Here is a 26,984-nt window from a genome sequence, read left to right as displayed (position 1 = left end):
TAAATGAGCAGTCGTTCCGTGCGGATTATCAAGCAATTGCTGTGCGCTGCGTTCTGCGGCGGCACGCTGCTGCCCCTGGCCCACGCAGCGGGAAGTGGCTGCAAGGCGCTGGCAAATCTGCCAGCGGCGATCGAGATCGATCAGGGCTTGCAGCAGGAGTTGCGTACTCAGGTGCCGATCACTCGGGTCGCTGTGGGCGATGCGAAAATTGCTGACGTACACGCCAGTGGTGACGATGGTGTACTGCTGACGGCGATGAACCCAGGTGCTACCAGCCTGATGCTGTGGACGGATTGTTCAAAGAACCCGCTGCAAACGCTGTTGTTCGTCAAAGGCGTAGCCACTACCGCAATGGCCGATACCGCCTTGCCACCGTCCCAGGATTCAACGCTACCGAGCCAGGTGCAGGCCGATATCCGTTTTGTCGAGGTCAACCGGACCAAGTTCAAGGAAGCCGGTGCACGACTGTTCTTTAAAGGCTCCAACAACTCGCTGATCGGATCGCCGGGTACAACGTTCAACACCATCGCCAGGCCTGGTCAGGTGGCTGACGTGATCGGCGGTGTACCGCTGGACAACGATGTCTTCAATATTGTCTGGGGAGGTGGCAGCAGCCGCTTTCTGGCGGCTATCAATGCGCTGGAAAACAGCGGTTTTGCCTATACCCTGGCGCGTCCCAGCCTGGTGGTGCTCAGTGGTTTGACCGCCAGTTTCCTGGCTGGTGGTGAGATCCCGATCCCAGTGCCCAGCAGTGGCAGCGACAACGTCTCGATCGAGTACAAGGAGTTCGGTATTCGCTTGGCGCTGTCGCCAACGGTGGTTAGCCGTGATCGCATTACCCTGAAGGTCGCGCCAGAGGTCAGCGAACTGGACTACACCAATGCCGTGAATATCGCTGGCACCCTGGTGCCGGGGCTGACGGTCCGGCGCACCGATACCAGTATTTCCTTGGCCGATGGTGAGAGTTTCGTCATCAGCGGCCTGATCAGCAGCACCACGCGCTCGGCGGTGGATAAGTTTCCGGGCCTGGGCAATATCCCGATCCTGGGTGCGTTTTTTCGTCAGTCGCAGCTGATGCGCGATGAAACCGAGCTGTTGATGATCGTCACCCCGCACTTGGTCCAACCCTTGGCTGCCAATGCCAAGCTGCCGCAGCTGCCGGGTGAGGGACTGCGCAACTATGACCCAAGCTGGGGCCGGCTGTTCTTTCTTGAAAACGGCGACTTTGAGGGTCGCAGCGGGTTATCTCAATGAGCGAAAGCCTGAGCCAGACCTTTCTTGCCATCACCCGCAATAACGTCGATCTGCAGTGGCTGCAGGGCGCGCTGGCACCGTTGGGACAGGTTGTGGGTGCCGGCAGTGGCAGCCTCGATGAGTTACTGGCGCTGGTCGAAGTGACCTTTGCCAACCTGGTGTTTGTTGGCCTCGATCGCGAGCACGTGGTCAGCCAATGTGCGTTGATTGAAGGCGTACTGGAAGCCAAGCCGATGCTGGCGATCGTCGCCCTCGGCGATGGTATGGACAACCAGCTGGTGCTCAATGCGATGCGTGCTGGTGCCCGGGATTTCGTCGCCTATGGTTCGCGCTCAAGTGAAGTGGCAGGGTTGGTGCGACGCTTGAGCAAACGCCTGCCACCGGTGACCAGCAACCCCAGCCTGGGCGGCCTGACCGTGCTGTACGGCGCACAATCTGCGGCTGACGGTGCGCTGCTCACCACGCACCTGGCACGGGTGGTACAAAACAATGGTCAGCAGACCCTGCTGCTTGACCTGGGGTTGCCCCGTGGCGATAGCCTGGCGCTGCTGGGGCTGGAGGCATCGTTCCATTTCGGTGATGCCTTGCGTCACCTGCGCCGCCTGGACAACACCTTGATCGACAGCGCCTTCAGTCGCGAAAGCTCCGGTTTGCGCTTGCTGGCTTATGCCCAAAGCGACGAGCCGCTGGAACGTACCAGCGCTGCCGAGTTGTACATGCTGCTCAGTGCCTTGCGTCAGCACTTCCAGCACATCGTGGTCAACCTGACCGGGCAGGCGGACAGTGAAGCCTTGCGTACCTTTGTCAGTCATTGCGACAAGCTGATCTGGTACACCGATCAGAACGTTCTGGACTGCCGACGCAATCTCGAAGTGCTGGCCCAGTGGCGGGAAAGAGGCATGAAACTGGAGCATGCCAGCCTGCTGGTCGATCGCTATCTCAAGGGTGTGGCCCCGGATGCCGATGCCTTGGTCAAGCGCTTTGGCTTGCCCCTGTTAGTGGTGCTGCCTTACAGCCCGGAAGTACGACTGAATGCCAAAAACCAGGGTTTGACCCTGTTCGAGTTGGCCCCCCGGGAAAGCCTCACCCAGCATCTCAAAGCCTTGGGTGAGCGTTTGGCGCGGCGTACGCAGAGCAACAAACCTGCCAGAGCTAATTGGCTGAACCGACTGTGGGGGCACAAATGAGCAGCGTCGATGAACTGTTCGGTGGTCAACGGCATAACCTGGGCAACGATCCTCAAGCTCTCAAGCGGGCCTTGCATCGTTACATCATCGACGCCATTGAAGACAGCGGGCGTAACTTGCTTGAAGGGTCGCGCCCGGCGCTCGCGCAGTTTGTGGTGGAGCAAGTCGGTGACTACATATCGCGCCTGCACCTGGCCTTGTCGCGCTATGAGATGGAGCGCCTGGCTGAGGAAATCGTCGATGAGTTGACCGGCTTCGGCCCGCTGGAAGTGCTGCTGCGTGATACCAGTGTCACCGAGATTCTGGTCAACGGTCCGCACCGGGTGTTTGTGGAGCGCGGCGGCATGCTGCAGCAGACTGACCTGCGCTTTATCGACGCCCATCATGTCGAGCGCGTGATGCAACGCATCCTTGCGCCCCTGGGCAGGCGTCTGGACGAATCCTCGCCGATGGTCGACGCGCGTATGCCCGATGGCAGCCGGGTCAATGCCATCATCCCGCCGGTGGCACTGGATGGTCCTTGCCTGTCGATCCGTAAGTTTCGCAAGGACATGCTCAAAAGCGCTGACCTGCTGGCCACGCGCACCATTGACCAGAACATCCTCGATTTTCTCCACTTGGCGGTGACGCGGCGCTGCAACATCCTGGTCAGCGGCGGCACCGGCACCGGCAAGACTACTTTGCTCAATATCCTCAGCCAGTTGATCACCCCACATGAACGGTTGGTGAGCATTGAGGATGTCGCTGAACTGCAGTTGGACCACCCGCATGTGGTGCGCCTGGAAACCCGCCCGCCGAATGCCGAGGGCCATGGCGAAATCAAATCCAGCGAGCTGATTCGCAACGCCCTGCGCATGCGCCCTGATCGTATTCTGCTGGGCGAGATTCGTGGTGTTGAAGTGCTTGATGTGCTGACGGCGATGAATACTGGTCACGATGGTTCGATGAGCACCGTACATGCCAACACTGCGCAGGATGCCTTGCTGCGTCTGGAAACCCTGGTCGGCCTGACCGGGCGCCAGGTTGCGGAAAAGACCTTGCGGCAGATGATCTGTGCCGCGCTCGATGTTGTGATCCAGTTGACGCGTCTGGCTGACGGTCGGCGTTGTGTCAGCGAAGTACTGGAAGTGGTTGGCGTGCGTGAGGATGTTTATGTCACCAACACCCTGTTCCGTCTTGATCGTCGCAGTGGCGAGGGCTTCTTGCGCGAAGCGCTAAACCCGGCGAGTGACAAACTCCGCCGGGTATTCTCCGAGCCCCAATCATGATCGGGGCGTTGCTGGGGATTATTTGCCTGGGATTGCTGGGCTTTTCCATTCGGCTGTTCTACAGCGGTCTGCGCAAGGCCGGTACTGAACGTACCCTGGATCGACTCGGCCGGGTCCAGACTGCTTCCACCCTGGCGCCAGCAGGACGCGACTGGCTGGATCGGCTGTTGCAGCGAGCAGGCCTGGAACGACGCAATGACCATCTGTTGTCGTGCTTGGCCGCCTGGGCGTTGCTGTCTTTATTGATCGCACTGGCGATGGGGTGGGCGTTCGGCGCGGTGCTGTTGCTGACGGGGCCGTTGCTGTTTCGCCTGTATCTGGGCTGGCGCTATCACCGCCGTGTGCAGCGCATGATTGAGCAATTGCCGGTGCTGCTCGATCATTGCGTGCGCAGCCTCAAGTCTGGCCGAACCTTGAGCGATGCTGTGCTCGGTGGCATTGCGGTCTCCCGTCAACCCTTGCAGGGGGCTATGCAGCGAGTGCGGCGTAACGTGCAGATGGGGGTCAGCCTCGACGATGCCATGCAGGATCTGGCCGAACTCTATGAGCAAGACGAGCTGCGTCTGTTCGCCCTCGGTTTACGCATCAATCATCGCTACGGTGGCAATGCCAGCGAGTTGCTGGAGAACCTGATCAAGCTGATTCGCGAGCGTGAGCAGGGCGCCCGACAGTTGCGCGCGATGACCGGTGAAACGCGAATGACGGCGATTGTTCTGGGACTGTTGCCAGTGGGCATGGCCAGCTACTTTCTGCTCAGTAACCCCAAGTACCTGTTGACCATGTGGCACGACAGCCACGGTCAATTCATGTTGCTCGGCGCATTCGGCTTGCAGGTGTTTGGTTGCCTGGCGCTGTGGCGCATGTTGCGGAGTATCTGACATGGCCTTGATGCTAAGCGCCGTTATGTTCTTCGCAGCATTTGTATTGTTGCTCAGCCAGTTTCTACGCCAGCGGCGCAGGCAGCGTCTGGTTTCCCAGCGTCTGCAAGGGCAACTGACGGGCGATGATCGTCTGGGCAACTGGCTGCAGCAGGTGGGCAGCAGCTCGCTGGCGCAGCGCTTGTTGAATTTCGATGGTGAAACCCGCCTGCTGCTCGATCGGCTCGGTTGGCGGCGCAGCCGCCAGCGCGCGTTGTTCGCTGCCTGCCAAGTCGGCGTGCCGGTGCTGGCGTTGGGCGTTGGCGTGCTGGTCGAAAAAACCTTCTACCACGACCACCAGAGTGCCTGGCTAGTGGTGCCGCTGTGTGCCCTGGGGATCGGCTACCTACTACCTAAGCGCCTGCTGGCATGGGCGGCAGCACGGCGCCAGCAACAAATTGTGCGGGAAGTGGCGACCTTCATTCCCTTGCTGCGCATTCTGTTCGAATCGGGGTTGGCGGTAGAGCAGGGCTTACGCGTGTTGAGCCAGGAGTCGCGGCACCTGTTGCCGGTGCTCAGCGAAGAGTTACGGCTGATATTGCTGCGGGTCGATTCCGGCCTGGCCCTGGCGCCGGAGCTGGAGAAAACTGCGCAGACGCTGGCTGTGGACGAATTCAGCGACACCTGCGTGATTCTTCAGCAATTGCTCGCCCAAGGCGGCGGGGCGATGAAATCGCTGCTGGCTCTCAAGCAACTATTGGATGACCGGCGGCTGACACGGATGCAGGAACGGATATCGAAAATGTCCGGGAAGATGTCGATGGTGATGATGGTGTTTTTGTTTCCCGCCTTGCTGATCGTGCTGGCCGGCCCCGGCTTCACGGCATTGGCCAAGGCCATGGGCTCATGAACGGAGGAGCAGGGATGAAAGCAGTCATGGTAGTCATGAGCCTGGTGTTGCTCGGTGGTTGTGCCACTGCTGGTGGCCCGCCTTGGGCGGCGCTGGCAGGTAGCACGGCCAGTTGCGCCAAACCCGACTCGAGTCAGGAGTTGGCTTTGAGCATGGCTGACGAGATGCTCAGCGAAGGGCGTCCGCATGCCAGCCTCGCGCACCTTGAGGCGCTGCCGACGGACATGGCTCAGGTGCGTCTGCGCAAGGCCAAGGTACTGCGCCTGCTCGGGCGCAGCGAAGCCGAACCGTTGTATCGCAGCCTGCTTGGTGGTTGTCTGGCCTCCGACGCCGAACATGGCCTGGGCCAGTTGTCGGCGGCCCGTGGTGACAATCTTCAGGCCCAGCGCCACCTGCTGCGGGCGGTACGCCTGGCACCTACAGATGAAAAAGTACGCAACGATCTCGGTGTGGTTTACCTCAACCTTGGCAACGTCGAACAGGCTCGATTCGAGTTTCTGACGGCCATCGAACTCAAGGACAACAACACCCTGGCGGCGGTCAACCTGGTCAGCTTGCTGTTGTATCAGGACAAGTGGCAGCAGGCGGCCGACTTGGTCTCACGCCTGAACCTGACACCGGCTCAGTTCAGCGAGGCCAGGTCGCGTGCCGAGTACTTGAAGCAACCAGGCAAATCTTCGACAGCGCGCGCCGATCAGGTCGCGGCGGTGCAGTAATTCATCCTTAGGCTCAGGCAACGATGAGGTGTTTATGAAATCTGCTTGGTTATTACTGCTTACCTTGAGTTCACAACCGTTGACGGCGCTGGCGATAGAGGCGGGGCCGTCGTCCGCGTCGCAAAATGCCACTGAAGCCTGGTTGCAGATGCAGGCCAGCAACCAGCAGGCCTCGAAGATCCCGCAGTCAGCCACGCCCAAGGAGCGCGAGCAGACCATGCAGCGTTGGCTGGACAGCTACAAGTATGAGCTCCCGGAGTTCTACCAATGGGAGAAGGTCAACTCATCCAGCAAGTAAGGGCATCGTGTGGTAACGCTGCACTAATGCGCCGTCACTCGCAGACGCAATGGTGAGTTGCTCGGCGACAATGCCAGTGCGAGCTGCGTGCGGTTGTGCATGTGGGTCAGGCGTAATACCTGAGAGACATAGAGTTTGACGGTGTTTTCGGTGATGCCTAATTCGCAGGCGATCTGGTAGTTGGTCTTGCCTTTACTGACTAGGCGCGCGACTTCCAGTTGACGCGGTGACAGTTGCTCGAAAAGGCTCGGCAGGTTTTCGCTCTCTGCTTCACGTTCGACGTCGGTGGAACGGCGATGCGCACCCAGGCCCCGGGCTTTGTCCAGGTCCTGATAAAGGTCATCGATCGAGTCGGCCAGGTACTGCAGTTTCTGGTTCAGGGTACCCAGGTGCTGGACACTCTTCTGCTGCTCCTGCACTGCAGCCTCCTGTCGCTGAACGCCTTCGAGCAGTTCATTCAGGTCTACGGGTTTTTGGTAGTAGTCGGCAAAGCCTTCGCGCAAGGCTCTGATCACATCCTGCTTGTCGGCTTGGCCGGTGAGCATGATGGCTTCGAAAATTCGCTGATGGCCAGCGATAACTTTCAGCGCCTTGAATAATTCGATGCCATCGCAGCCGGGCATGTGCAAGTCGCACAGCACCAGGCCAATGCCTGGATCAGCAGCAAAGCATTCGAGCGCTTGATCGGTGGACTGACAGGGCACACAACAGTAGCCGCAACTTTGCAGAAACTCGCAGAGCTCTGCGACGGTCAAGGGCTGGTCATCGACCACCAATACCTTTACTGCACTGACGGGCTTGTTCACACGCTACTCCCTGCTAAAAAGCTCCTCTATCCCGGAGCTTGGGGCCTTGCGATCGGCCGCGGACTCTCTAGAAAGTAGTCGCACTTTGAGACTATGTAAAAGCGAGACGCGGTGCGAACAGTGGACGGGGCGACTAATGGGTCCACACGCTGGCCAGGATAAAACCGGCCAAGATGAAGGGCGCGAAGGGTTGTTTATTTGACGTTTCCTCGATCAGTTGCTTGATGCGGTTCTTAACCTTTTGACTTAGCAGCGACCACAGCCAGCGCCGACTGGACAGCCAGATCAGTACAGCTATTCCGGCGCCGATAAAGGTGCCCAGTACATACATGCGATCGGTCGCCAACGCCAAGGCGCCAAGCAGCTTTACATCCCCGGCACCAAAGCGACCGAGCATGTAGCCGGGCAAGGTCAGGAGCATGACGATGGCCAGCGCCCAGCCACCTTCGCTGGCGTCGGCACCGATCCAGGTGTGCCCGGTAATGAATAAATAACCCAGCGCGCAGGCTGCAGCGCCGAGGGTCAGGGTGTTGGCGATCTGGCGCTCACGCAGGTCTTGTTCAGTGCACAAGGCAAGCCACAACAACAGGACAATGCTTTGCATTGGCGAAATGCATCCCTTTGTGGTGAATGATTCTATGCTGTCAGTCAGGTGTCACTGTCAGGGTAGACGCGATCATGAAAGCAAGCGCGGTGAAACGGCAAAAAGGCGCGGTGGCACTGGAGTTCGTTGCTGTATTCGTGATCTTTTTCGCTGTGTTCTATGGTGTGGTTAGCTACGGTCTGCCGATGCTCATGCTGCAATCATTCAATCAGGCCAGTAGCGAAGCGGTGCGTCGTTGTGTGGCTCTGGATCCCAGCAGCGAAACCTACCGGCGCGACGTTGATAAGCTGGCCAAGGAGGTACTCGGCGAACAATTGGGCTGGATGCCGAACTCATTGAATTTTCAGCTGGCCAGTGATGCCAGTGTCACCCTCACCCCGGGCAACTTATTGACGGTAAAGATTGACTACGCCAAAGCTAAATTGACCGCTGTTCTGCCGGTACTCGACCTGCCAGTGATCGGTGAAGTGCCGCGGCTGCCTGCGAGCCTGAAGGCCGAAGCGAGCCTGCAACTGTGAGTGTTGGACAAGGATTGTTCGGCCGTTGGCGTGGGCGCTCTACTGCGAAGGCTGTCGAGCCGCAGCCGGTGACCTCCCTACCTGCCGTTGGCTTGCAGCTGTGGTTAGACGATGAAGCCAGGGTACAGCGCTTGGCCGGGCCCCTGCGCTCCGCGTTGGCATTACAGGGGCAGGGGCAAGCGCGGCTGCAGGATTATGTACAGCCTTATAGTCTGTTGGTGCTTGAAGGCGAGCCTTTGGACTGGCAGGCACAACCGCTTGATCTGGATTTCAAGGCGGTCAGTGGCGGCACCCTGCATACCCGCGGCTGGCTGCTGGGGCAGCCTGGCAGTTGGCTGTTGCAACTGTTCGACATCGGCGATCTGCTGCAACACCGCCAGCAGTCGCTGAGCGCCGAACGCCAGCGGCACTTGACCAGTCATTTGGCTGCCGAGTTGCGTGATTGCAGCTTCGATCGCCTGGGTCAGGTGGCCCGGGAACAGTTGCAATGGCTGGTCCGTCATTGGCGAGCCAGCGCTGGACGTATCCTGTTGCAAGGAAAACAAGGCTGGCAGACTTATGCCAGCAGCAGTGATCCGCTGAGTTGGCCTGACGATGATGAGCTCGGGCCGTTGTTGGATCGCTTGATACCGGGGCAGATGGCTTCGAGCCTTTCGCACGCAGCGCTGCAGGCGCTGCTACCGCAGGCTGATACCTACGTGCTGCCTTATGCCCAAGGGCACATCGTCCAGGCCTGGCTGGTCTGCGTTGGTCCGTTTGAGCCGTTGTCAGCGGCAGATGCGCTTAATGCTTGGGCCGCTTATGCCGAACCGCTGGTCAGCCGCCTGGCCGCATTCGAGTTGCAGCAGCAGAGTGAACGTCTGGACAGTCTGCAACTGCAACTGGGCGCGGGTTGGTGGCAGTGGCGTTTGAGCGAGGCAGCGTTGCAGCTTGACCCCGGTCTGGCCGCCAGCCTCGGGGTACCGGCACAGTTGACCATCAGTCAATGGCTCAGTCGCGTGCATCCAGCCGACCGTGAAGCGGCGCAGCTGGCCCTAGGGGAACTGCAACGCGACGGCTGCGCCTTGCACCTGAGTCTGCGTCTGCTCGACCACAACCTGGCGGCGAACCCACGCTGGTATCGCTTGTGTGGGCAGGTGCGCGGAAGTGGTCAGCAACGCCGTCTGCAAGGCTTCATGCTCGATGTCAGCGATATCAAGGGCCAGCAACTGCAAGCTAGCGCCGCCCAAGCGCGCCTGGAAAACCTTATCGCCAGCTCGCCTGCCGTGATCTACATCCAGCGCTACGTCGAAGGGGCGCTGCAGGCTGAGTTTTTCAGCGCCAGCCTGCAACCAATGCTTGGTTGGGAGCAGACCGGTGAGACATTGCAGCCCGGCCAATGGGTCCATCCTGAAGACCACGACTTATGGTTGGCTCGCTCGCGCACCTTGCTGCGCGAAGGGCAGGCGCGCGGCCGTTATCGTCTGCGTGATCGCCACGGGGGGTATCACTGGGTGCTCGACGAGGCGCGGCTGTTGCGTGATGACCTCGGGCTGCCGGTGGAAGTAGTGGGTATCTGGCTGGACGTCACCGAGGCCAGCGAAGCGGCCGAACGAATGCAGGTCAGTGAAGAGCGCTACCGGGTGTTGGTAGAAGATTCGCCCGCCATGATCTGTCGCTATACACCTGAACTGAACCTGGTGTTTGGCAACCAGCCGTTGGCCGACTACCTGGAGTGCTCGGCCGCGCAGTTGGCCGGCATGAACCTGGGCCAGTGGATGTCGGCAACCCAGCGTGAGGCCTTCGTTGAGCGCTTGTCCGGGCTTACCGTCGAGCAGCCAGTAAGCACTGCGGAAATCTGTCTGGCGTTGCCAGGGCGCGAGCACGCCTGGTGGGTGTGGGCCGATCGAGGCCTGTTCGACGCGCAGGGTCGGTTGCTGGAGATCCAGGCGGTGGGCCGTGACAACACGCAGGTAAGGCGAACCCAGCAGCAGTTGTTACAGAGTGCGAAAATGGCCACGCTCGGCGAGATGGCCACCGGGCTTGCCCATGAGATCAACCAGCCGCTGAATGTGATGCGCATGGCCGTGGTCAACGCTCTCAAGCGCCTGGAAAACGGTGATGTACAGGTCGATTACCTGCAAGACAAGCTCAAACGGATCGACGCCCAGGTGCAGCGAGCTTCGCGAGTGGTGGATCATATGCGCGTGTTTGGCCGCCGCTCAGAGGTCGAACAGCAATGGTTCGCACCTTGGCAGGCGGTGGAAGGTGCGTTGTCATTGCTTGCTGACGGTTTGCGTAGCAAGGGCGTGGAGCTACGGGTCGACACGCCCCAACAGCAGGGCTCGGTCAGTGGTCATCAGGATCAGTTGGAGCAGGTGCTGATCAACCTGCTGGTCAATGCCCGCGATGCTTTGCTGGCACAGCGCGAACAGCAGCCATGGATCGCCTTGCGTATGGACGCCGATGAGCAGAGGGTGCGGCTGTGGGTCGAGGACAACGGCGGCGGGATCGAGCCGCGGTTGCTCGAGCGGATTTTCGAGCCGTTCTTCACCACTAAACCGGTGGGTGTCGGCACTGGGCTTGGGTTGTCGGTCAGTTACGGGATTATTGATGGCATGGGCGGTTGCCTGAGTGTCGATAACGGTGCCCATGGCGCGCGGTTCTGTATTGAGCTACCGGTTCAAAGCACCAACTGAGCGCGGCTACTGGAACAGGTCAGGTTGGCGCCAACATCGACGTGTACCAGGTTGATGCCCAAGGTTTGCAGCAAGGCATTGATCAGGGGATCGACCAAGGGACTTAGCAGGCCTTTGATCAGCGGTTCGAGTATCGCCTTGACCTCGTTCAATACGCCACTCGTCAATACCAGCACGCTACCCAGAATGTTGCCGTGCAGGGGGTTGTAGGCCTCCAGATCAATGCCGTTAATAGTGGTGTCCAGGCTGCTGATAATGTCGCTGGCGGTGGTGCTCAGATAGGCCGGTGGCTGATCAACATCGGGCGGTGTATGGTCGGCAGGCGCGAATATCAGGTCACTGGCAGGGTCAGTGGAGTTGCTACCGAGCAAGGGCGCGTTGATCTTCAAGCCGATACCGCCGCCTTCAAACGGAATTCGGGTGCCACAGATCGCTGGAAGGAACAGCAGGCGGCTGCAGACATTGGTGCCGATATCAATCAACGGCAGAGGGCTTACCGTAGCCACTCCAACGGTGAAGAAGTCTTCGCGATCTTTGAATTGGCCGATCGCGACGTCCACCGCCGCACTTCGGGTATGCGCGGTGAGAGTTTTTTCCGGCGTGCAGCTATAGTCGCTGATCTCGCTGCTGGCTTTTGCGACCTCAAGACCCACATCCAGGCTGACCGTGCCAGGTAGCAGTTGGATGTCGCTGACCTTGCATGGAATGCCCAAGGCGCAGGTCAACGATTTCACGGTTCCGAGCAGGTGCAGGTTCAGCAGGTTGTTGAGGATATTAGTCAGGGGGGAGGCGAGGTCGAGCACGGCGTTGACCAGACCGGTGACGGTAGACAACACCGGCAAGTCCAGTGAAATCAAGGCGCGTACTTGTGCAGTGTGTACCTTGATCTGATCGGTCTGTGGATTACCGATGGCAGAAATCTGCTGTGGCTCAATGACCTTCAGGCGTATCTTGCCTTTGGCCAGACCGAGCAGGTCGATGGGCATTTCAACCACCGCGGCGCTGTCCTTGGTCGACAGCAGGATCACACTTTGCACCAGATCCAGTACTTGCAGGCTGGTGTCCAGACCCGCTTGGGTTGTGCCACTTTGCAGGTCGAGGATGTCGCCCAGGTGCAGCACGCGGGTATTGTCGGCACCGACGGCAAGCTTGCCCAGGTTGGTCGCCACCTCGACCGCAGCGCCGCCTTGCTGCAGTACCTTGGCGGCGGCGTCGATGAGCTGGCTCGCGGTGGCATCGGCACGCAGCAACTGTTGGTAATCGCCAGCGCTGACGCGAACATCAATGGCCAGTTGGTCGAGGTAACTGAGCAGGTTGATCTGAGTGTCGGCCAGGCCTTGCCAGCCCAACAGGTCGAGATTGACGTGGCTACCCAGTGGATTGAGCAAGGCACTGAGCAGTGCCGATTGACGCGAATCGACTTTTGCCAAGGTGCTGCCAATACGCAGTATGGCCTGCGGTGGTTTAGGGGTGGCGGCGATAGCGCGGGCGCTCAAGGTGGTGGCGTCAGGTAAGGCCTTGCCGCTGGCCAGCGCCTGTACACCGGCGGCGACGCTGGTGGTGACCTGGGCAGTGGCGATGACGCGGATTGCTTCGTTGCGCACGACATCGACCTTGAAGCTTCGCAAACTATTGGCACCGGTTTGTAACGCACCGCAGGCAGTGTCCAGCGTTTGCCCTGCGCCCGCGTCGAAACCGTTGCGAGCTGCGCTGCTCCGCGCCAGGGCATCAGCCCGAGGGCCGACGCCGCTGCACACGGCACTCTGGCCCGCAGCCTCCAACGCTGCCATGTCGGCGATCCGCTGCAAGCGGCGCTGCTCCAGGTAGAGTCTGCTGGTGTCGATCACCATCAGCATGAACAGCAACCCCATGGCCAGGGTCAACGCCGCAATCAAGCCGATGGCACCGCGTTGCCGTGCTGGAAAGCGAGAAGACACGAGCACTCCTTAGCTGGCGCATGGCCCGCGGGACAGAGGGTTACGCCGCGATCAGGAGAGTGTAGTCAGGGGGATGGCGTTGTGCCTCTAGTGGGAGGGTAGTTGGACAAGGCGCTGCTCACGGTGTCGTAGATCGCACTGCTGCGTTCTTCTGGGGTTGGCGGGTAATTGTTCATGATTTGCTCGGCACTGCCACGCCACACCAGCTTGCCATCCTTGCTGTCGAACATATCGATCTGGATGGTCGCCACCTTGTAGTCAACGCTGCGGGTTTCGTTGTACATCGGCCCGCCCCAGTAGCCGTTCCAGTAACCGTTCCAGGCACCGCCGTAATGGGTGGTTATCTGCTGCTGGCGTTGCTCGACGATCAGATAGGACTGCACTTTCAGATCGCCCTGGCTATTGCCTTGAGCTGGGCGCAAGCCACGCTGATCAAGTTGGCCAGTCACCGCTTGGCGGATGCGTTGTTCAGTCAGGTCGCTCTTGATGCGCGGATCGTCAGGACGGTACTGCAGCGCCGGTTCCTGCCACACCCAACTGCGATAGGCAGCAAAGTCGCGACTAGCATCGAAATCCACGGTTGCATTGTTGCTCTGGCAGGCGCCGAGCAACATCACTAAGGAGAGTAAAACGACACGGCACAACATAATGGATCTCCAATTGCCTTTAGCTGGGAGGATAGCCGCTAAGGGCCTTGTTCACTGACTTGCGTAAAGCCTCTGCGCGTTCGCCTTGGGAGCCCTGGCTGCTGGTTTCGGCGCTGGTGCTCCACACCGCTTGGCCGTCGCGGGCGTCATACAGGTCGACGTAGACCACCACGACTTCAACCTCGTAGGTGCGCACCACTGGAACGCTGCCATACACCCCGTAGCCGTTGTAGTAGCGGCCGGCACCGACGTATCCGCCATAGGGGTAGCCGTAGGGATAGTTATCGTAGGGATAGTAGTCTTCACGTACCTGGCGCAAACGCCGCTCCAGTTGCACGTTGGCACTGACCAGCAGGTCACCGCTCTGGCCATTGCGCGCCGGGCGCAGGCCATGCTGGTCCAGGGCACTGCTGACCGCGTCGGCGATTTGCGCAGGCTCGGCCAGGGCCGTGCCGGATGGCAACTGGCCGTTTTGCCAGGTCCAACTGCGGTAGCGGCCAAAATCCCGTGGTGGCGCAGGGTAGGCGCTGGCATCGAAAGTGTTGGCCGCCTGCGGCGGCGCTGGTGGCAGTGGCAGGGAGCTGGCGACATAGGGGTTGCTGTTCTGGCAGCCTGCCAGGGCCAGGCACAGCAGGCCCATAGCCAAACGATACGACATGTCACCCTCCCGGCGTGATTCAGCGTGGTCGACAGAGCCAGTGCAGGTAGCGTCCCAACCCGGCAAAGGCGGGATGCCGTCGATGGGCCAGTTCCATTTCCAGCAGATCAAGTAGCTCGGCCTTGGCCTGGAACTCGTTGGGCATATAGTCGTGGAACACCCGCACGCCGCTTTCGGTTTCGATCTGCCACAGATCTTCAACTTGCACCCTGAGCGTGCGTGGATCAAGTGGTTTCTGCGGGGTCAGGCTTTGCTTCTCGCCGGCCATGTCATCGCGCCGCAGCTTGCGAAAATGGCCTTTGAGCAGGTTGCGATAAACCAGGGCGTCGCGGTTGTAGAACGCCAGTGACAACAAGCCATCACTACGGGTCAGCTGATGCAGGACCGGCAGAATGGTCTCAGGCTCAGCCAGCCATTCCAGTACCGCATGGCACAGCACCAGGTCGTAGGGTTCTGTCAGTTGCCCGAGCAGGTCCTGCCAGGGCGCCTGGATGAACGTTGCCGCTTGCCCTGCTTGGGCAAAGCGCGTGCGGGCGCCTTCAAGCATCGGTGCGGCGGGCTCGGCGAGGGTGACATGGTGACCGCGCTCAGCCAGCCACAGGGCCATATGACCCAGGCCCGCGCCAATATCCAAAACGCGCAAAGGGCGTTCGGGCAGGGTTTCGGCCAAGTCCGCCTGAAGCACCGCAAGGCGGATTGCACCTTTGGCACCGCCGTAGATTTTTTCGGCAAAGCGTGTGGCCAGGGCGTCGAAATGGCGGTCTTTCATCGTGCAAACCGCCGTTCGCTGTCGGCCAGCTTGGCCCGTACCACCTGCTCCATGTCCAGGCCCAGTTCACTGCACAGTAACAACAGGTAAAGCACTACATCGCCGACCTCCTGGCCAGCATGTTCCTGTTGTTCAGGCGAAAGCTGGCGCGACTGGTCTTCACTGAGCCACTGGAAAATCTCCACCAGTTCGGCCATCTCCACACTGGCAGCCATGGCCAGGTTTTTCGGGCTGTGAAAACCGCGCCAGTCGTTGGTGTCACGGATACGGTGCAAGCGTTGCGTCAGTTCGTGCAGGTTCATCAAAGCTCTCCTCAAGCCGCATAGCTTCAGGCGGGCGCTTGCGCAACGCAAGAGGGCTGTGTCACGCCAGGGTTTGCCAGGCTCCGCGCATGTGCACCAGATCGCCATGGCCGTCCAGGCGCAGCTGCCCCTGGTCGGCAGTGGGGCTGGCGTTGAGGATCACTTCACCGGGCAGGCGCACGGGTTTGAGGAAGTCGACCTCGACCTGGTAGCCACTGACCGGCAGGTGGCTGCGTAACGCCGCCAGGGTCATGGCTTTGCTCCACATACCGTGGGCAATGGCGGTGGGGAAACCGAACAGTTTAGCGCTGGCAGCGCTCAGGTGGATCGGGTTGTAGTCGCCGCAAACCTTGGCATAACGGCGGCCGATGTCGCTGTCAGCATACCAGCGGGTCAACTCCTCCAGCGCAATGCTGTCAGGCGCTTCAGAAGGGGTGGGCTGTGCCTCTAGTTTCACCCCGCGACAGAGCATGCGGCTGGTTTCGCTCCAGATCAGGCCCAGGCCATCTTCGGCTTCAGTGATCAGGTCGGCGGTGGCGCCTTTTTCATGAGGCTGCAGGTTGTCTACATACACACTAAAGCGCAGGTGGCTGATACCACCGAGTGGGCGCAGTACGCGGATGCTGTTGTGCAGGTGCACCAGGCCAAGCAACGGGAATGGGAAGGCCTTGTCGGTCAACAACTGCATTTGCAACGCGAAGGCCATCACGTGTGGGAAGGTTGGCGGCAAACGTCCATCGTCGCTGAAATGACAGAGTTTGCGGTAAGCCTCCAGCCGTCGCGGTTGGACTTCCAGGTAACAGCGCAAACCCGTGTCAGGCAAGGTGCTGCCAGTGATCTTGCGTTTGCGGGCGGCACGTAGATAGAGGTGAGAGAGTGAATCGGTATTGCTCAGGTCCTGCCATTGTCGAGTCATGTTCACGCCCCCATCACGGCCTGGCCGCAGACGCGCAGCACTTGGCCATTGACCGCGCCGCTGCCGGGCTGGACCAGCCAGGCGATGGCTTCGGCGACATCCTGGGGTAGGCCACCCTGACCCAGGGAGCTCATGCGTCGACCGGCTTCGCGCAGGGCGAAAGGAATGGCCGCGGTCATACGGGTTTCGATGAAGCCCGGTGCTACGGCGTTGATACTGCCGCCGCGTGGTGCCAGCTTCGGTGCCCAGGCCTGAGCCAGGCCGATCAACCCGGCCTTGCTGGCGGCGTAGTTGGATTGGCCACGGTTGCCGGCGATACCGCTGATCGAGGCCAGCAGTACGACGCGGGCGTTGTCATGCAGGGCGCCGCTGTCGAGCAGGGCCTGGGTCAGCAACTGCGGCGCCTTGAGATTGACTGCCAGTACCGAGTCCCAGAATTCCGGGGTCATATTGGCTAAGGTCTTGTCGCGTGTGATGCCGGCATTGTGCACAACGATGTCGATGCCTTCCGGAAGCCCTTCGAGCAGTTGTGCGGCCGCATCGGCCGCGCAAATGTCCAGGGTCAGGCTGCTTCCTCCCAGGCGCGCGGCCAGCGCCTCTAGGTCAGTCTTGGCCTGAGGCACGTCGAGCAGAATGACATCGGCGCCATCGCGGGCCAGGGTTTCGGCAATCGCGGCACCGATACCACGGGCGGCGCCAGTGACCAGGGCCTTGCGCCCGGCCAATGGCCGGGTCCAGTCCTGCACCTGGGTGGAGCAAGCTTCCAGGCGCAGGACCTGGCCGGAAACAAAGGCACTCTTGGGTGAAAGGAAAAAGCGCAAGGCCCCTTCAAGCTGGTCCTCGGCGGCGTCGCTGACATAGAGCAACTGCAAGGTACCGCCAGCACGCAGCTCTTTGGCCAGGGAGCGACTGAAACCTTCCAGGGCGCGTTGGGCGACCTGAGCCAACGGGTCATCGAGTTGTTCCGGTGCACGGCCGAGAATCACGATATGCGCGCTGGGCGCCAGGCTGCGCAGCAGTGGCTGGAAAAATTCGCGCAATTGCTTGAGCTGATCGATGTCGTCCAGTTCGCTGGCATCAAAGACCACCGCCTTGAGCTTGGAACCCAGCCCTGCGACCCACTCAGTAGCGCTCAGGTCGGGGCTGGCGAAGCTGTAGACATCATCGGTAAGGCGCTTGGCAAATGCCTCGACCTTGTTTGCCAGGGGGCCGCCGCCCAGTAGCAGGGCGCCCTCGATCGGCCGCAGGCGACCGGCCTGCCAACGTTCCAGGCGCGCGGGGCTGGGCAAGCCGACGGCGCCGACCAGACGGCGGCCGAGGTCGGAGTTGGCGAAGTCGATATAGCGGTCGCTCATGTGCGGCTCTCCCTGAAATAAGCTTCAAAGTGTGGACCATCTTTGGCCGTTGGTCGTTCGAACCCTGAAAAAACACCTACGCTGTGGGGGAGCAACGCGCCTGTGCTGATTTGTCGGACTGGCTCTCACAGTAAAGCAGCCAGCACAGAGCCCGCTTTCACATTGGACGATTTGGTAGAAAGAAGAGGAGGGTACGCATGCGCTCATTGCGCCGAGTCGCGATCATAGGCGGCAACCGAATTCCCTTCGCCCGTTCCAACGGCGCCTACGCCACTGCCAGTAACCAGGCGATGCTCACGGCAGCGCTGGAAGGGCTGATCGAACGTTTCGGTCTACATGGCCTGCAACTGGGCGAGGTCGCTGCCGGGGCGGTGCTCAAGCACTCGCGGGACATGAACCTGACGCGCGAATGCGTGCTCGGCTCCCGTCTGTCGGCGCAAACCCCGGCCTACGACCTGCAACAGGCCTGCGGCACCGGGCTGGAGACGGCGCTGCTGGTGGCCAACAAGATTGCCTTGGGGCAGATTGACAGTGGCATTGCTGGTGGTGTCGACACCACTTCCGATGCGCCGATTGCCGTTAATGAAGGCTTGCGTCGAATTCTGCTGCAGGCCAATCGCGGTAAGACCCTAGCCGATAAGCTCAAGGCGTTTCTCAAGCTGCGACCGGGCCATCTAACGCCTGAGCTGCCGCGTAACGGAGAGCCACGCACAAGCTTGTCCATGGGCCAGCATTGCGAGCTGATGGCGCAGACCTGGCAGATTCCTCGTCCGGCGCAGGACGAGTTGGCCCTGCTCAGTCACCAGCATATGGCGGCTGCCTATGCAGACGGTTGGCATGACGACCTGCTTACTCCCTTCCTGGGGCTGAGTCGCGACAACAACTTGCGAGCGGACCTGACCCTGGAGAAGCTCGCCAGCCTCAAGCCTGCTTTCGAACGTAGCGACAAGGGCACCTTGACTGCGGGTAACTCGACGCCGCTGACCGATGGCGCCTCAGTGGTATTGCTGGGCAGTGAAGACTGGGCCCGAGAGCACGATCTGCAAGTGCTGGCCTATCTGGTCGATGGTGAGAACGCTGCCGTGGACTTCGTCAAAGGTCAGGAAGGACTGCTGATGGCGCCGGCCTACGCTGTACCGCGTTTGCTGGCGCGCAATGGGCTGCGCTTACAGGACTTTGACTACTATGAAATCCATGAAGCGTTCGCTGCCCAGGTGCTGTGTACCCTCAAGGCTTGGGAGGATCCCGACTATTGTCAGCGTCGGCTGGGATTGAGCGAGCCGCTGGGGGGCATCGACCGCAGCAAGCTCAACGTCAAGGGCAGTTCGCTGGCGGCCGGACATCCGTTTGCAGCCACCGGTGGGCGCATCCTTGCCCACATGGCCAAGCTGTTGGCCACGGCTGGTAAGGGCCGTGGTTTGATCTCGATCTGCGCTGCAGGTGGCCAAGGAGTGACGGCGATCATTGAGCGCTGACCAGCGACGTCGTAAGTAGGGCGGGGCGGCTGGCATAGTGTTCGGCCATGATTGAGCAGACGATCAACTGCAGCGGGTGGTAGATCATGATCGGCAGCAAGATCAAGCCCAGCCCAGGATGCGCACCGAAGATCAGCGCGGCCATCGGTGCACCGGCAGCCAGGGACTTTTTGCTGGCGCAGAACACGGCTGCCACTTCGTCAGCCGGGCTCAAGCGCAGGGCCCGGGCGCTGCGGGTGGTCAACCAGAGAATCAGCGCCAGCAGCAGTGCACTGCCGACAAATGCGGTAATCAATACCGCGCGGCCTTGCTGCTGCCACATGCCCGAGACCATTGAGTTGCAGAACGCGGCGTAGACCAGCAGCAGGATCACCAGCTTGTCAATGATGTTGGTGTAGCGCTTGTGGCGGGCGAAAAAACGGCCCAGCCAGGGGCGCAGCAATTGGCCCAAGACCAGCGGCAGCAGCAGTAAGGTGCAGAGGTCGAGCAACGTTGCCCCCAAGTCGATGCCATTACTGCCTGTGCCGACCACCAGGCTGACCAGCCAAGGGGTAAGGAAAATCCCAAGGACACTGGACAGGCTGGCATTGAGGATCGCCGCAGGCACGTTTCCGCCAGCGCTACCGGTCAATGCCACGGATGACGAGATGGTCGAAGGCAGGGCGCACAGGTAGAAGAAGCCCAGCATCAGCAGCGCGGGCACGTGATTGCCCAGCAGCGTGTCAGCCAGCCACCAGAGCAGCGGGAAGACGATAAAGGTGAAACCCTGCACCATCATGTGCAGGCGGCCACTCTTCAGTCCTTGGCCAATCTGCTCGCCTGACAGGTTGATGCCGTGCAGGAAGAACACCAGGAAAACACCCACATTGATGACATACTCGGCGTGCATCGCTCCGCCGCTGCGGCCAAAACCGGGAAACAACCAGGCTAGAAAAGTGGCAAGGAACATACCGCAGAGGAACCAGTCGGTTACTACGCGTTTGAAGTGCTTGAGTGCATGCATGGGCGGGCCTTTGAATCATTTTGTATTCATTGGGCGCAAAGGCTACGCTCGGTCAACGATTACCGTCTTGCGACATAAGGCCAAGTGATGCCGATTAACGGACAACAGCTTGCACCTCGTCCGATTCCTGAGCTTGAGCGATTGCCTCGGGCGCTGTATGCGCGGGCGGAACGTTTAGATGCTGGGTCTTGGACGCCGCGTCATCAGCATGACTGGGTGCAGTTTTCCTATGCGATCAGTGGTGTGCTGGGCGTTTGTACTGCAGAGGGCAGCTACTTCGCCCCGCCGCAGTGGGGCGTATGGATTCCGGCTGGGGTCGAACACGAAGTGGTGACGTCCATGCAGGCCGAGATGCGCAGTTTATATGTGCGTCCAGAGGAGGCCAGTTGGGCGCCAGGGCAGTGTCGGGTGTTGGAGGTCACGCCGTTGGCGCGCGAGTTGATCAAGCAATTTTGCTCGTTGCCGGTGGACTATGACGAAGGCAACAGTGCTGACGCGCGATTAGTGGCTGTCTTGCTCGACCAGTTGCAGGTGTTGCCGGAGGTGGCCTTTTCTTTGCCATTGCCCCAGCATCCGCGCTTGTTGGACCTGTGCAACGAACTGCTTGCGCACCCGGAACAAGGGCAAACTCTGGGGCAGTGGGCGCAGCGCCTGAACACCTCGGAAAAAACCTTGATGCGTTTGTTCCAGCGCGAAACCGGTTTGAGCTTCCGTGGCTGGCGCCAGCGCATGCGTTTGCTGTCTTCGCTGACGGCCCTTGAGGCGGGGCAGACCGTCACCGAGGCGGCATTGGGCTGTGGTTACGATTCGACCTCGGCTTACATCGCCGCCTTTAAAGGCATGTTTGGCTTCACTCCAGGTGGCCTGCGCCTGTGAACGGTAAAGAAATTTGATGATTTTTGTGAACGATTGTGCACCGACAGATACAAAAACTATGGCAAGTCGAACGGTTTGTCGCTACAACGCAGTGCGGTCTTGCGATAGCGACAAGCCCGGTGCAGCACCGGTGACCTAAAAAAACTCGTGTCTGGCAGAACAGGACCCCCGACAAAAGCCGATGAAGACTCCAAAACGCATTGAACCACTGGTTGAAGATGGACTGGTCGACGAAGTACTTCGACCGCTGATGAGTGGCAAGGAGGCCGCCGTGTACGTGGTGCGCTGCGGTCAGCAACTACGCTGTGCCAAGGTCTACAAGGAAGCCAACAAGCGCAGTTTCCGCCAGGCTGCCGAGTACCAGGAAGGGCGCAAAGTGCGCAACAGCCGCCAGGCCCGAGCCATGGCCAAAGGCTCTAAGTACGGACGCAAGGAGGCCGAGGACGCTTGGCAGAACGCCGAGGTGGCGGCTTTGTTCCGGTTGGCCAATGCCGGTGTGCGGGTGCCTAGGCCCTACGACTTTCTCGACGGCGTGCTGTTGATGGAGCTGGTGGCTGACGAATATGGCGACGCCGCGCCGCGGCTCAACGACGTGCACTTGGAGCCGGATCAGGCGCGTGAGTACCACACGTTCGTGATCCGCCAGATCGTGCTGATGCTGTGCACGGGGTTGGTGCATGGTGACTTGTCGGAATTCAACGTGCTGCTCGGGCCTGACGGCCCGGTGATCATCGACCTGCCTCAGGCGGTAGATGCGGCAGGTAACAACCACGCTTTCAGCATGCTCGAGCGTGATGTCGGTAACATGGCCGCTTACTTCGGACGCTTTGCTCCAGAACTGCGCCAGACGCGCTACGCCAAAGAGATGTGGGCGCTTTACCAGGCCGGTGAGTTGCTGCCGGACAGCGAGCTTAGCGGTCTGTTCGAGGAGGACCAGCACAGCGCCGATGTTGACGGAGTCATGCGCGAAATCGATGCCGCGCGCTTTGATGAAGCCCGTCGACGCGCCGCCAAAGAAGACGCCGAACGGGGGGCGCGCAAGGAAGAAGAGCCCACACCGCCGTGGCTGCAATAAACCGTCAGTGACAGCAGCTGGCGCCGGCTGCCAGGTCCTTGAGGATCGGGCAGTCGGGGCGGTCATCTCCCTGGCAATGGGCGACCAGTTCACTCAACGTATCGCGCAGGCTGACCAGTTCTTCGATGCGCCGGTTAAGGTCCTCGATATGCTCGCTGGCCAGCGCCTTGACGTCGGCACTGGCGCGCTGGCGATCCTGCCAGAGAGTCAGCAGACGGGCGACTTCTTCCAGCGAGAATCCCAGGTCGCGCGAGCGCTTGATGAAGGCCAGTTGGTGCAAATCGTCCTGCTGGTACAGGCGATAGCCACTATCGCTGCGCAGGGCTGGCTTGAGCAGGCCGATGGACTCGTAGTAGCGGATCATCTTGGCGCTCAGACCGGAGCGGCGAGCAGCTTGGCCGATGTTCATAAGGCGTCGTCCTCTGGTGGGGTTTCAGGCTTCCAGGTTTCCCATCAGCATCAACCTTGACACGCGGGTAAGGTCAATAGCCCAAGCCAGCCCTTATCAATGTGAGGCCATTCTGATCGACGGCAACCCGGTACTTATTGATTTGGCCAGCCTGTAGCTTCAATCGGGTGCTGCGTTGGTTCTCGATCCCTGGCTGACAACCGGGGGCTTGGCCTGGCAAATAACGCAGGCGAACGTCGATATCACCGGCTGGCAGGTTGAAAGAATTCGATTGCTCCTGGAAAACCCGGCCAGCCAATTGATCGTTGATGTACACGCCAATCTCGCATGAGGTCGCCACTTCCAGGCGTTCACGAGAAATGATCAGAATGCTGTAGTCGCTCGGCCCCGCGGCGCTGGCCTGGGGAAGCATGGCGAAAATACCCAGCAGGCCGAAAAGGCCGAAAGCTGCCCTGCGCATGAATGAAACTCCTGCATTGTCAAAATCATCAGCTTCGCAGCTTGGCCGACCCGGGCGATGATTTCCAGCCCGGCAGCGTCAACAGGAACTTGACCTTGCCCCAATGGCAAGCTTGAAACTGGGTCAAAATCTACAGGAGGCAATCCACATGCAAGTGTTCAATGTTCAAGACATGACCTGCGACCATTGTGTCAAGGCCGTGACCCGCGCGGTTCAGGCTCAGGATGCGGCAGCCGTCGTCGAAGTCGATCTGGACCAGAAACAAGTGAAAGTGCAAAGTTCGCTGCAGGTGCCAGAGATTCTGCAGCTGATCCGCGAAGAAGGTTACCCCGCCGAAGCGGTCTGAGGTCAATGGCTAGCGCTGTGAATAAAACTTTCACGGCGCGCTGCCAACTCTTCGCAGCGCAACCTCGGCAGGACGGTTAGACTAGCGGACTTGCTTAGCCTGCTATGGATCTTCCATGAACCTGCGAACCATCCTGATTCTGGGCGCCCTCAGTGCGTTCGGACCCTTGGCGATCGATTTCTACCTGCCAGGCTTTCCAGCGATGGCGCTGGCCTTCGGTACCGACGAAAACCATATTCAGACCACGTTGGCGGTCTACTTCCTTGGCTTGTCCACAGGGCAACTGGCCTACGGACCGGTGGCCGATCGCTTTGGCCGCAGGATTCCGCTGCTGGTTGGTGTCTGCCTGTTTACCCTGGCGTCCATTGCCTGCGCCTTTGCCCCTAGTCTCGAAGCGCTGATTGTGGCGCGATTCGTCCAGGCCCTGGGTGGCTGTGCCGGTATGGTGCTATCGCGGGCGATTGTCAGCGACAAATGCGATGCGGTGGCCTCGGCCAAGGTGTTTTCTCAGTTGATGCTGGTGATGGGCCTGGCGCCGATTCTGGCGCCGATGCTCGGCGGGGTATTGGTCAATGTCTATGGTTGGCAGTCGATCTTCATTGCCCTGACCGTGTTCAGTGCCCTGTGTACTGTGGCCGTTGCCTTGGGCTTGCCGGAAAGCCTGCCAGCCAATCAGCCGCGTCAGCCCCTCTCGGGAGCCCTGCATCAGTACGGACGCCTTCTCAAGGATCGGGTATTTATCGGTCATGCCTTGACCGGCGGTATCGCGATGGCCGGGATGTTTGCCTACGTTGCTGGTTCGCCGTTTGTCTTCATCAAACTCTACGGGGTGCCGCCCGAGCACTACGGTTGGCTGTTCGGCAGTAACGCAGCCGGATTCATTCTGGTGGCGCAGGTCAATGCGCGGATGTTGGCCAAGCGCGGGCCAGCGTTTTTGCTGGCGCGATTCGTGTGGGTGTATCTGGCGGCAGGGCTGACCTTGCTAACGGTCAGCGCGCTGCATCCGGCCAAGCTCTGGCCGCTGCTGATTCCCCTGTTCATCTGCATCGCCAGCCTGGGCTGCATCATTCCCAATGCTTCAGCCTGTGCCATGAATGGCCAAGGGGCTCGAGCAGGGAGTGCCTCTGCACTACTCGGTTGTCTGCAGTTCAGTGTTGCCGCCGGAGCTGCGGCCTTAGTCGGAGTACTGCACGACGGCAGCGCCGTGCCGATGGCGCTGGTCATCAGCCTGTGTGGTTTGGTAGCCACAGCGATGGCGATGGCTACCCGTCGCTTGCAGCTCAGCCGACTCGTTTGAGTGGGTGTGGCGCCTGCAAGCGGGCTTGCAAGGTGTTAACGAAGGCCCGGGCTTCGGCCTCGTTGCGAAAACTGACCACATGCTGGTCCAGTCGAACCTGCCACGGGTAGCCTGGTTTTTGGGCTGATGCACTGACTTGAATGATCATCGTTGCATACCTGCGGTTGGCATTGGCTGAAGAATTGTAGCGCTGCCTGCCCGCAGGGAAATGACCTGGATCAGTTGTCGGACTGACGGTCGTGCCCACCCCTTTATCGGGGGTGGGCCACTCGCCTTAGAACCCTTCGAGGACGATTTTGCCTTTGGTCGCGCCACTCTCCAGCAGGGCGTGAGCACGCCGCAGATTGGCTGCGTTGATGCTGCCAAAGTGCTCGCCCAAGGTAGTCTTGAGGGTCCCGGCGTCGATGAGTTCGGCGACCCTGTTAAGCAGATTGTGCTGCTCGATCATGTCGGCGGTTTCGAACAGCGAGCGGGTGTACATGAACTCCCAGTGCAAGGACAAACTCTTGCGCTTGAGCAGGCCGACATCCAGTTGCTTGGGATCATCAATCAGCGCCAGTTTGCCTTGTGGAGCCAAAGCCTCGACCAGTTGTGGCAGGTGCTGGTCAGTCTGCGTCAGGCTGGCGACATGGGTGACCGTATCGATGCCTTGCGCCTTGAGTGCTTCGGCGAGCGGCTGGCGATGGTCGATGACCAGGTCGGCGCCCAATTGGCGCACCCATTCCTGCGTTTGCGGACGTGAAGCCGTGCCAATCACCGTGAGCCCGGTCAATTGGCTGGCCAACTGGGTCAGGATCGAGCCAACACCACCGGCGGCGCCAACGATCAACAGACGCTGACCTATGTCGTCCTGGCCTGGTGCAACCTGAAGGCGTTCGAAGAGCAATTCCCAAGCGGTGATTGCCGTCAGCGGCAGGGCAGCGGCTTCAGCGAACCCCAGGGTCTTGGGCATATGACCAACGATGCGCTCGTCTACCACATGCAATTCACTGTTACCCCCGGCACGGGCGATAGATCCTGCGTAGTAAACCTTGTCACCAGGCTGGAACAGGCTCACTTCACTGCCCACGGCCTTGACTACGCCGGCCACATCCCAGCCCAGCACCTTGGCTGCACCGCCCTCAGGCTGTGCGTTCTGGCGCACTTTGGTATCGACCGGGTTGACCGAAATGGCACGTACTTCAACCAGCAGGTCCCGGGGCCCTGGCTCCGGCGCAGGGAGCTCGACGTCTTGTAGGGCAGCAGGGTCGGTAATGGCCAGGGAGTGATAGTAGGCGATGGCTTTCATGGGTGCGTCCTTTAGGGGCAAATCGGTGGAGGCCATGATTGGTGCTTTCACTTCATGTTAAAAGTCGCTAGAACGACAGATACTTTCAATTATTTTTTGATAATGCTGAGGCTTCTCTGTGCGAATCGATGACCTGCAGCTGTTCGTTCGCACCGCCGAGCTGGGCAGCCTTTCTGCTGCTGCGCGGCTGCTCGACTTATCGCCAGCAGTGGCCAGTGCGGCCCTCAAACGTCTGGAGCAACAACTGGGGACGCGCTTGCTGGCGCGTTCGACCCGCAATCTGCGCCTGACGGCCGACGGTGAAGGTTTCTTGTTGCATGCTCGTAGCGCGCTGGCCAGTCTCGATGAAGGTCGGCGGCAGTTGGCGCTTGGACAAGATGAGGTCAGTGGGGTGTTGCAGTTGTCGGCACCCTCGGATTTCGGGCGCAATGTCCTGCTGCCTTGGCTGGATGAATTGCAACGCGAACACCCGAAGCTCTCTGTGCGTCTGTTGTTGGGGGACCGCAATGCTGACCTGTTTCGTCAGGCGGCGGACATTGCCCTGCGTTACGGCGCACCGGAAGACTCGAGCCTGGTGGCACTGCCGCTGTGTTTGGATAATCGGCGAGTAGTGTGCGCTTCGCCTGCGTACCTGGCTCGTCAGGGTGAGCCCAGGGAAATAGCGCACCTGGTGCAGCACAATTGCCTGCTCTATCAGTTGGGCAGTCGCATTCACGACCAGTGGCGCTTTGGTCGCGGGGCGGGTGAGGTGGGGGTGACCGTCAGCGGTGATCGCTTTAGCGACGACGCTGATGTGGTTCGCCGCTGGGCGCTGGCAGGGCATGGAATTGCCTACAAGTCTTGGCTGGATGTGGCGTTTGATGTGCAGGCAGGGCGCTTGAAGATATTGCTGGGACAGCTTGAGGGAGAACCCGCGCCACTGAATCTTATGTGTACGCACCGGGCGCAGTTGGGCAAGCCCGTGCACTTACTGCGTCATCTGCTCAAGATGCGTTGCCAGGCATTGTTTGAACAATTGAAAGTAATGAGCCCGTAACCTGAATGTTGGAACTACAGAAATTACTGAAAAACGTGT

The 26,984-nt window shown here is 60.2% G+C and carries 29 protein-coding genes; 15 read left to right on the top strand and 14 right to left on the bottom strand.

Annotation, left to right across the window (positions count from 1 at the left end):
• The first annotated feature begins 3 nt into the window (after positions 1–3).
• Genes CX511_RS23155 through CX511_RS23125 form a run of 7 tightly spaced genes read left to right on the top strand, consistent with a single transcriptional unit; the run spans position 4 to position 6,490 of the window.
• A complete protein-coding gene (locus CX511_RS23155; protein ID WP_045182333.1) occupies positions 4–1,254 on the top strand; it encodes a type II and III secretion system protein family protein in 1,251 nt (416 codons plus the stop codon).
• Positions 1,251–2,441 carry a CpaE/TadZ family protein gene (locus CX511_RS23150; protein ID WP_045182335.1) on the top strand — a complete coding sequence of 397 codons (1,191 nt, stop codon included), beginning with the start codon at positions 1,251–1,253 and terminating at the stop codon, positions 2,439–2,441. The genes CX511_RS23155 and CX511_RS23150 overlap by 4 nt, the downstream gene beginning before the upstream one ends.
• Positions 2,438–3,709 carry a TadA family conjugal transfer-associated ATPase gene (locus CX511_RS23145; RefSeq protein WP_101292321.1) on the top strand — a complete coding sequence of 424 codons (1,272 nt, stop codon included), beginning with the start codon at positions 2,438–2,440 and terminating at the stop codon, positions 3,707–3,709. Before CX511_RS23150 ends, CX511_RS23145 begins: the two co-directional genes overlap by 4 nt.
• On the top strand, positions 3,703–4,587 hold the full coding sequence (locus tag CX511_RS23140; RefSeq protein WP_177409679.1) for a type II secretion system F family protein: 885 nt from the start codon (positions 3,703–3,705) through the stop codon (positions 4,585–4,587). Before CX511_RS23145 ends, CX511_RS23140 begins: the two co-directional genes overlap by 7 nt.
• A gap of 1 nt (position 4,588) precedes the next feature.
• Positions 4,589–5,476, top strand: a complete 888-nt coding sequence (locus CX511_RS23135; protein WP_045182342.1) for a type II secretion system F family protein — start codon at positions 4,589–4,591, stop codon at positions 5,474–5,476.
• A gap of 14 nt (positions 5,477–5,490) precedes the next feature.
• On the top strand, positions 5,491–6,192 hold the full coding sequence (locus tag CX511_RS23130; protein WP_101292325.1) for a tetratricopeptide repeat protein: 702 nt from the start codon (positions 5,491–5,493) through the stop codon (positions 6,190–6,192).
• A gap of 34 nt (positions 6,193–6,226) precedes the next feature.
• Complete coding sequence (locus CX511_RS23125; protein ID WP_045182346.1) at positions 6,227–6,490, top strand: DUF3613 domain-containing protein; 264 nt, start codon at positions 6,227–6,229, stop codon at positions 6,488–6,490.
• A gap of 23 nt (positions 6,491–6,513) precedes the next feature.
• On the opposite strand, the gene CX511_RS23120 is transcribed toward CX511_RS23125, so the two are convergent.
• Both CX511_RS23120 and CX511_RS23115 read right to left on the bottom strand, forming a co-directional pair.
• A complete protein-coding gene (locus CX511_RS23120) occupies positions 6,514–7,296 on the bottom strand; it encodes a response regulator transcription factor (RefSeq protein ID WP_045182348.1) in 783 nt (260 codons plus the stop codon).
• A gap of 133 nt (positions 7,297–7,429) precedes the next feature.
• A complete protein-coding gene (locus CX511_RS23115; RefSeq protein WP_045182350.1) occupies positions 7,430–7,900 on the bottom strand; it encodes an A24 family peptidase in 471 nt (156 codons plus the stop codon).
• A 74-nt stretch (positions 7,901–7,974) separates the two neighbouring features.
• Between CX511_RS23115 and CX511_RS23110 the strand changes: the two genes are divergently transcribed.
• Both CX511_RS23110 and CX511_RS23105 read left to right on the top strand, forming a co-directional pair.
• Positions 7,975–8,418 carry a TadE/TadG family type IV pilus assembly protein gene (locus CX511_RS23110; RefSeq protein WP_101292327.1) on the top strand — a complete coding sequence of 148 codons (444 nt, stop codon included), beginning with the start codon at positions 7,975–7,977 and terminating at the stop codon, positions 8,416–8,418.
• Positions 8,415–11,096 (top strand): PAS domain-containing sensor histidine kinase, encoded by a 2,682-nt coding sequence (locus CX511_RS23105; protein ID WP_101292329.1) that lies wholly within the window; start codon positions 8,415–8,417, stop codon positions 11,094–11,096. Before CX511_RS23110 ends, CX511_RS23105 begins: the two co-directional genes overlap by 4 nt.
• Here the strand turns inward: CX511_RS23105 and CX511_RS23100 are convergent.
• The 7 genes from CX511_RS23100 to CX511_RS23070 form a co-directional block, all read right to left on the bottom strand.
• Positions 11,081–13,033, bottom strand: a complete 1,953-nt coding sequence (locus CX511_RS23100) for a pilus assembly protein TadG-related protein (protein WP_231353351.1) — start codon at positions 13,031–13,033, stop codon at positions 11,081–11,083. The two genes, CX511_RS23105 and CX511_RS23100, sit on opposite strands and share 16 nt — an antisense overlap.
• 65 nt (positions 13,034–13,098) lie before the next feature.
• A complete protein-coding gene (locus CX511_RS23095) occupies positions 13,099–13,680 on the bottom strand; it encodes a DUF4136 domain-containing protein (protein ID WP_045182356.1) in 582 nt (193 codons plus the stop codon).
• Positions 13,681–13,699: 19 nt separating this feature from the next.
• Positions 13,700–14,338, bottom strand: coding sequence for a DUF4136 domain-containing protein (locus tag CX511_RS23090; protein WP_101292331.1), 639 nt, complete (start codon positions 14,336–14,338; stop codon positions 13,700–13,702).
• A 19-nt stretch (positions 14,339–14,357) separates the two neighbouring features.
• Positions 14,358–15,107: a methyltransferase domain-containing protein gene (locus CX511_RS23085; RefSeq protein WP_101292333.1), complete on the bottom strand. Its 750-nt coding sequence runs from the start codon at positions 15,105–15,107 to the stop codon at positions 14,358–14,360.
• Positions 15,104–15,409, bottom strand: coding sequence for a MazG-like family protein (locus tag CX511_RS23080; RefSeq protein ID WP_045182361.1), 306 nt, complete (start codon positions 15,407–15,409; stop codon positions 15,104–15,106). Before CX511_RS23080 ends, CX511_RS23085 begins: the two co-directional genes overlap by 4 nt.
• A 61-nt stretch (positions 15,410–15,470) precedes the next feature.
• Positions 15,471–16,325, bottom strand: coding sequence for a MaoC family dehydratase (locus CX511_RS23075; RefSeq protein WP_045182363.1), 855 nt, complete (start codon positions 16,323–16,325; stop codon positions 15,471–15,473).
• A gap of 2 nt (positions 16,326–16,327) precedes the next feature.
• Positions 16,328–17,680 carry a 3-oxoacyl-ACP reductase gene (locus CX511_RS23070; RefSeq protein ID WP_101292335.1) on the bottom strand — a complete coding sequence of 451 codons (1,353 nt, stop codon included), beginning with the start codon at positions 17,678–17,680 and terminating at the stop codon, positions 16,328–16,330.
• Between the two features lie 197 nt (positions 17,681–17,877).
• Between CX511_RS23070 and CX511_RS23065 the strand changes: the two genes are divergently transcribed.
• Positions 17,878–19,155 carry an acetyl-CoA C-acetyltransferase gene (locus CX511_RS23065; protein WP_101292337.1) on the top strand — a complete coding sequence of 426 codons (1,278 nt, stop codon included), beginning with the start codon at positions 17,878–17,880 and terminating at the stop codon, positions 19,153–19,155.
• On the opposite strand, the gene CX511_RS23060 is transcribed toward CX511_RS23065, so the two are convergent.
• Positions 19,142–20,158 (bottom strand): bile acid:sodium symporter family protein, encoded by a 1,017-nt coding sequence (locus CX511_RS23060; protein ID WP_101292339.1) that lies wholly within the window; start codon positions 20,156–20,158, stop codon positions 19,142–19,144. The genes CX511_RS23065 and CX511_RS23060 overlap by 14 nt on opposite strands.
• Before the next feature lie 87 nt (positions 20,159–20,245).
• Between CX511_RS23060 and CX511_RS23055 the strand changes: the two genes are divergently transcribed.
• Together CX511_RS23055 and CX511_RS23050 are read left to right on the top strand one after the other, a co-directional pair.
• Complete coding sequence (locus tag CX511_RS23055) at positions 20,246–21,034, top strand: AraC family transcriptional regulator (RefSeq protein ID WP_045182372.1); 789 nt, start codon at positions 20,246–20,248, stop codon at positions 21,032–21,034.
• 181 nt (positions 21,035–21,215) lie between these two features.
• Positions 21,216–22,109: a PA4780 family RIO1-like protein kinase gene (locus tag CX511_RS23050; protein WP_045182374.1), complete on the top strand. Its 894-nt coding sequence runs from the start codon at positions 21,216–21,218 to the stop codon at positions 22,107–22,109.
• A 4-nt stretch (positions 22,110–22,113) separates the two neighbouring features.
• Here the strand turns inward: CX511_RS23050 and cueR are convergent, their stop codons facing one another.
• Together cueR and CX511_RS23040 are read right to left on the bottom strand one after the other, a co-directional pair.
• Positions 22,114–22,518 (bottom strand): Cu(I)-responsive transcriptional regulator, encoded by a 405-nt coding sequence (cueR, locus tag CX511_RS23045; protein ID WP_045182376.1) that lies wholly within the window; start codon positions 22,516–22,518, stop codon positions 22,114–22,116.
• A 73-nt stretch (positions 22,519–22,591) separates the two neighbouring features.
• Positions 22,592–22,978, bottom strand: coding sequence for a hypothetical protein (locus CX511_RS23040; protein ID WP_045182378.1), 387 nt, complete (start codon positions 22,976–22,978; stop codon positions 22,592–22,594).
• A gap of 148 nt (positions 22,979–23,126) precedes the next feature.
• Here CX511_RS23040 and CX511_RS23035 point away from each other — a divergent pair, with 148 nt between their 5' ends.
• Complete coding sequence (locus CX511_RS23035; RefSeq protein ID WP_045182380.1) at positions 23,127–23,324, top strand: heavy-metal-associated domain-containing protein; 198 nt, start codon at positions 23,127–23,129, stop codon at positions 23,322–23,324.
• 115 nt (positions 23,325–23,439) lie between these two features.
• Entirely contained in the window at positions 23,440–24,621 is a 1,182-nt protein-coding gene (locus CX511_RS23030; RefSeq protein ID WP_045182382.1) for a multidrug effflux MFS transporter, read from the top strand.
• Here CX511_RS23030 and CX511_RS23025 read toward each other — a convergent pair.
• Together CX511_RS23025 and CX511_RS23020 are read right to left on the bottom strand one after the other, a co-directional pair.
• Positions 24,605–24,769, bottom strand: a complete 165-nt coding sequence (locus tag CX511_RS23025; protein ID WP_177327752.1) for a hypothetical protein — start codon at positions 24,767–24,769, stop codon at positions 24,605–24,607. The two genes, CX511_RS23030 and CX511_RS23025, sit on opposite strands and share 17 nt — an antisense overlap.
• 126 nt (positions 24,770–24,895) lie before the next feature.
• A complete protein-coding gene (locus tag CX511_RS23020; protein WP_045182384.1) occupies positions 24,896–25,909 on the bottom strand; it encodes a zinc-binding alcohol dehydrogenase family protein in 1,014 nt (337 codons plus the stop codon).
• A gap of 118 nt (positions 25,910–26,027) precedes the next feature.
• Here CX511_RS23020 and vimR point away from each other — a divergent pair, with 118 nt between their 5' ends.
• Positions 26,028–26,945, top strand: coding sequence for a transcription regulator VimR (gene vimR / locus CX511_RS23015; RefSeq protein ID WP_045182386.1), 918 nt, complete (start codon positions 26,028–26,030; stop codon positions 26,943–26,945).
• Positions 26,946–26,984: the final 39 nt, after the last annotated feature.

It is taken from the genome of Pseudomonas sp. S06B 330, from assembly GCF_002845275.2.
GTDB lineage: Bacteria > Pseudomonadota > Gammaproteobacteria > Pseudomonadales > Pseudomonadaceae > Aquipseudomonas.
Note: the sequence above shows the minus strand (reverse complement) of the source record. Positions and strands in the feature narration are given on the sequence as shown.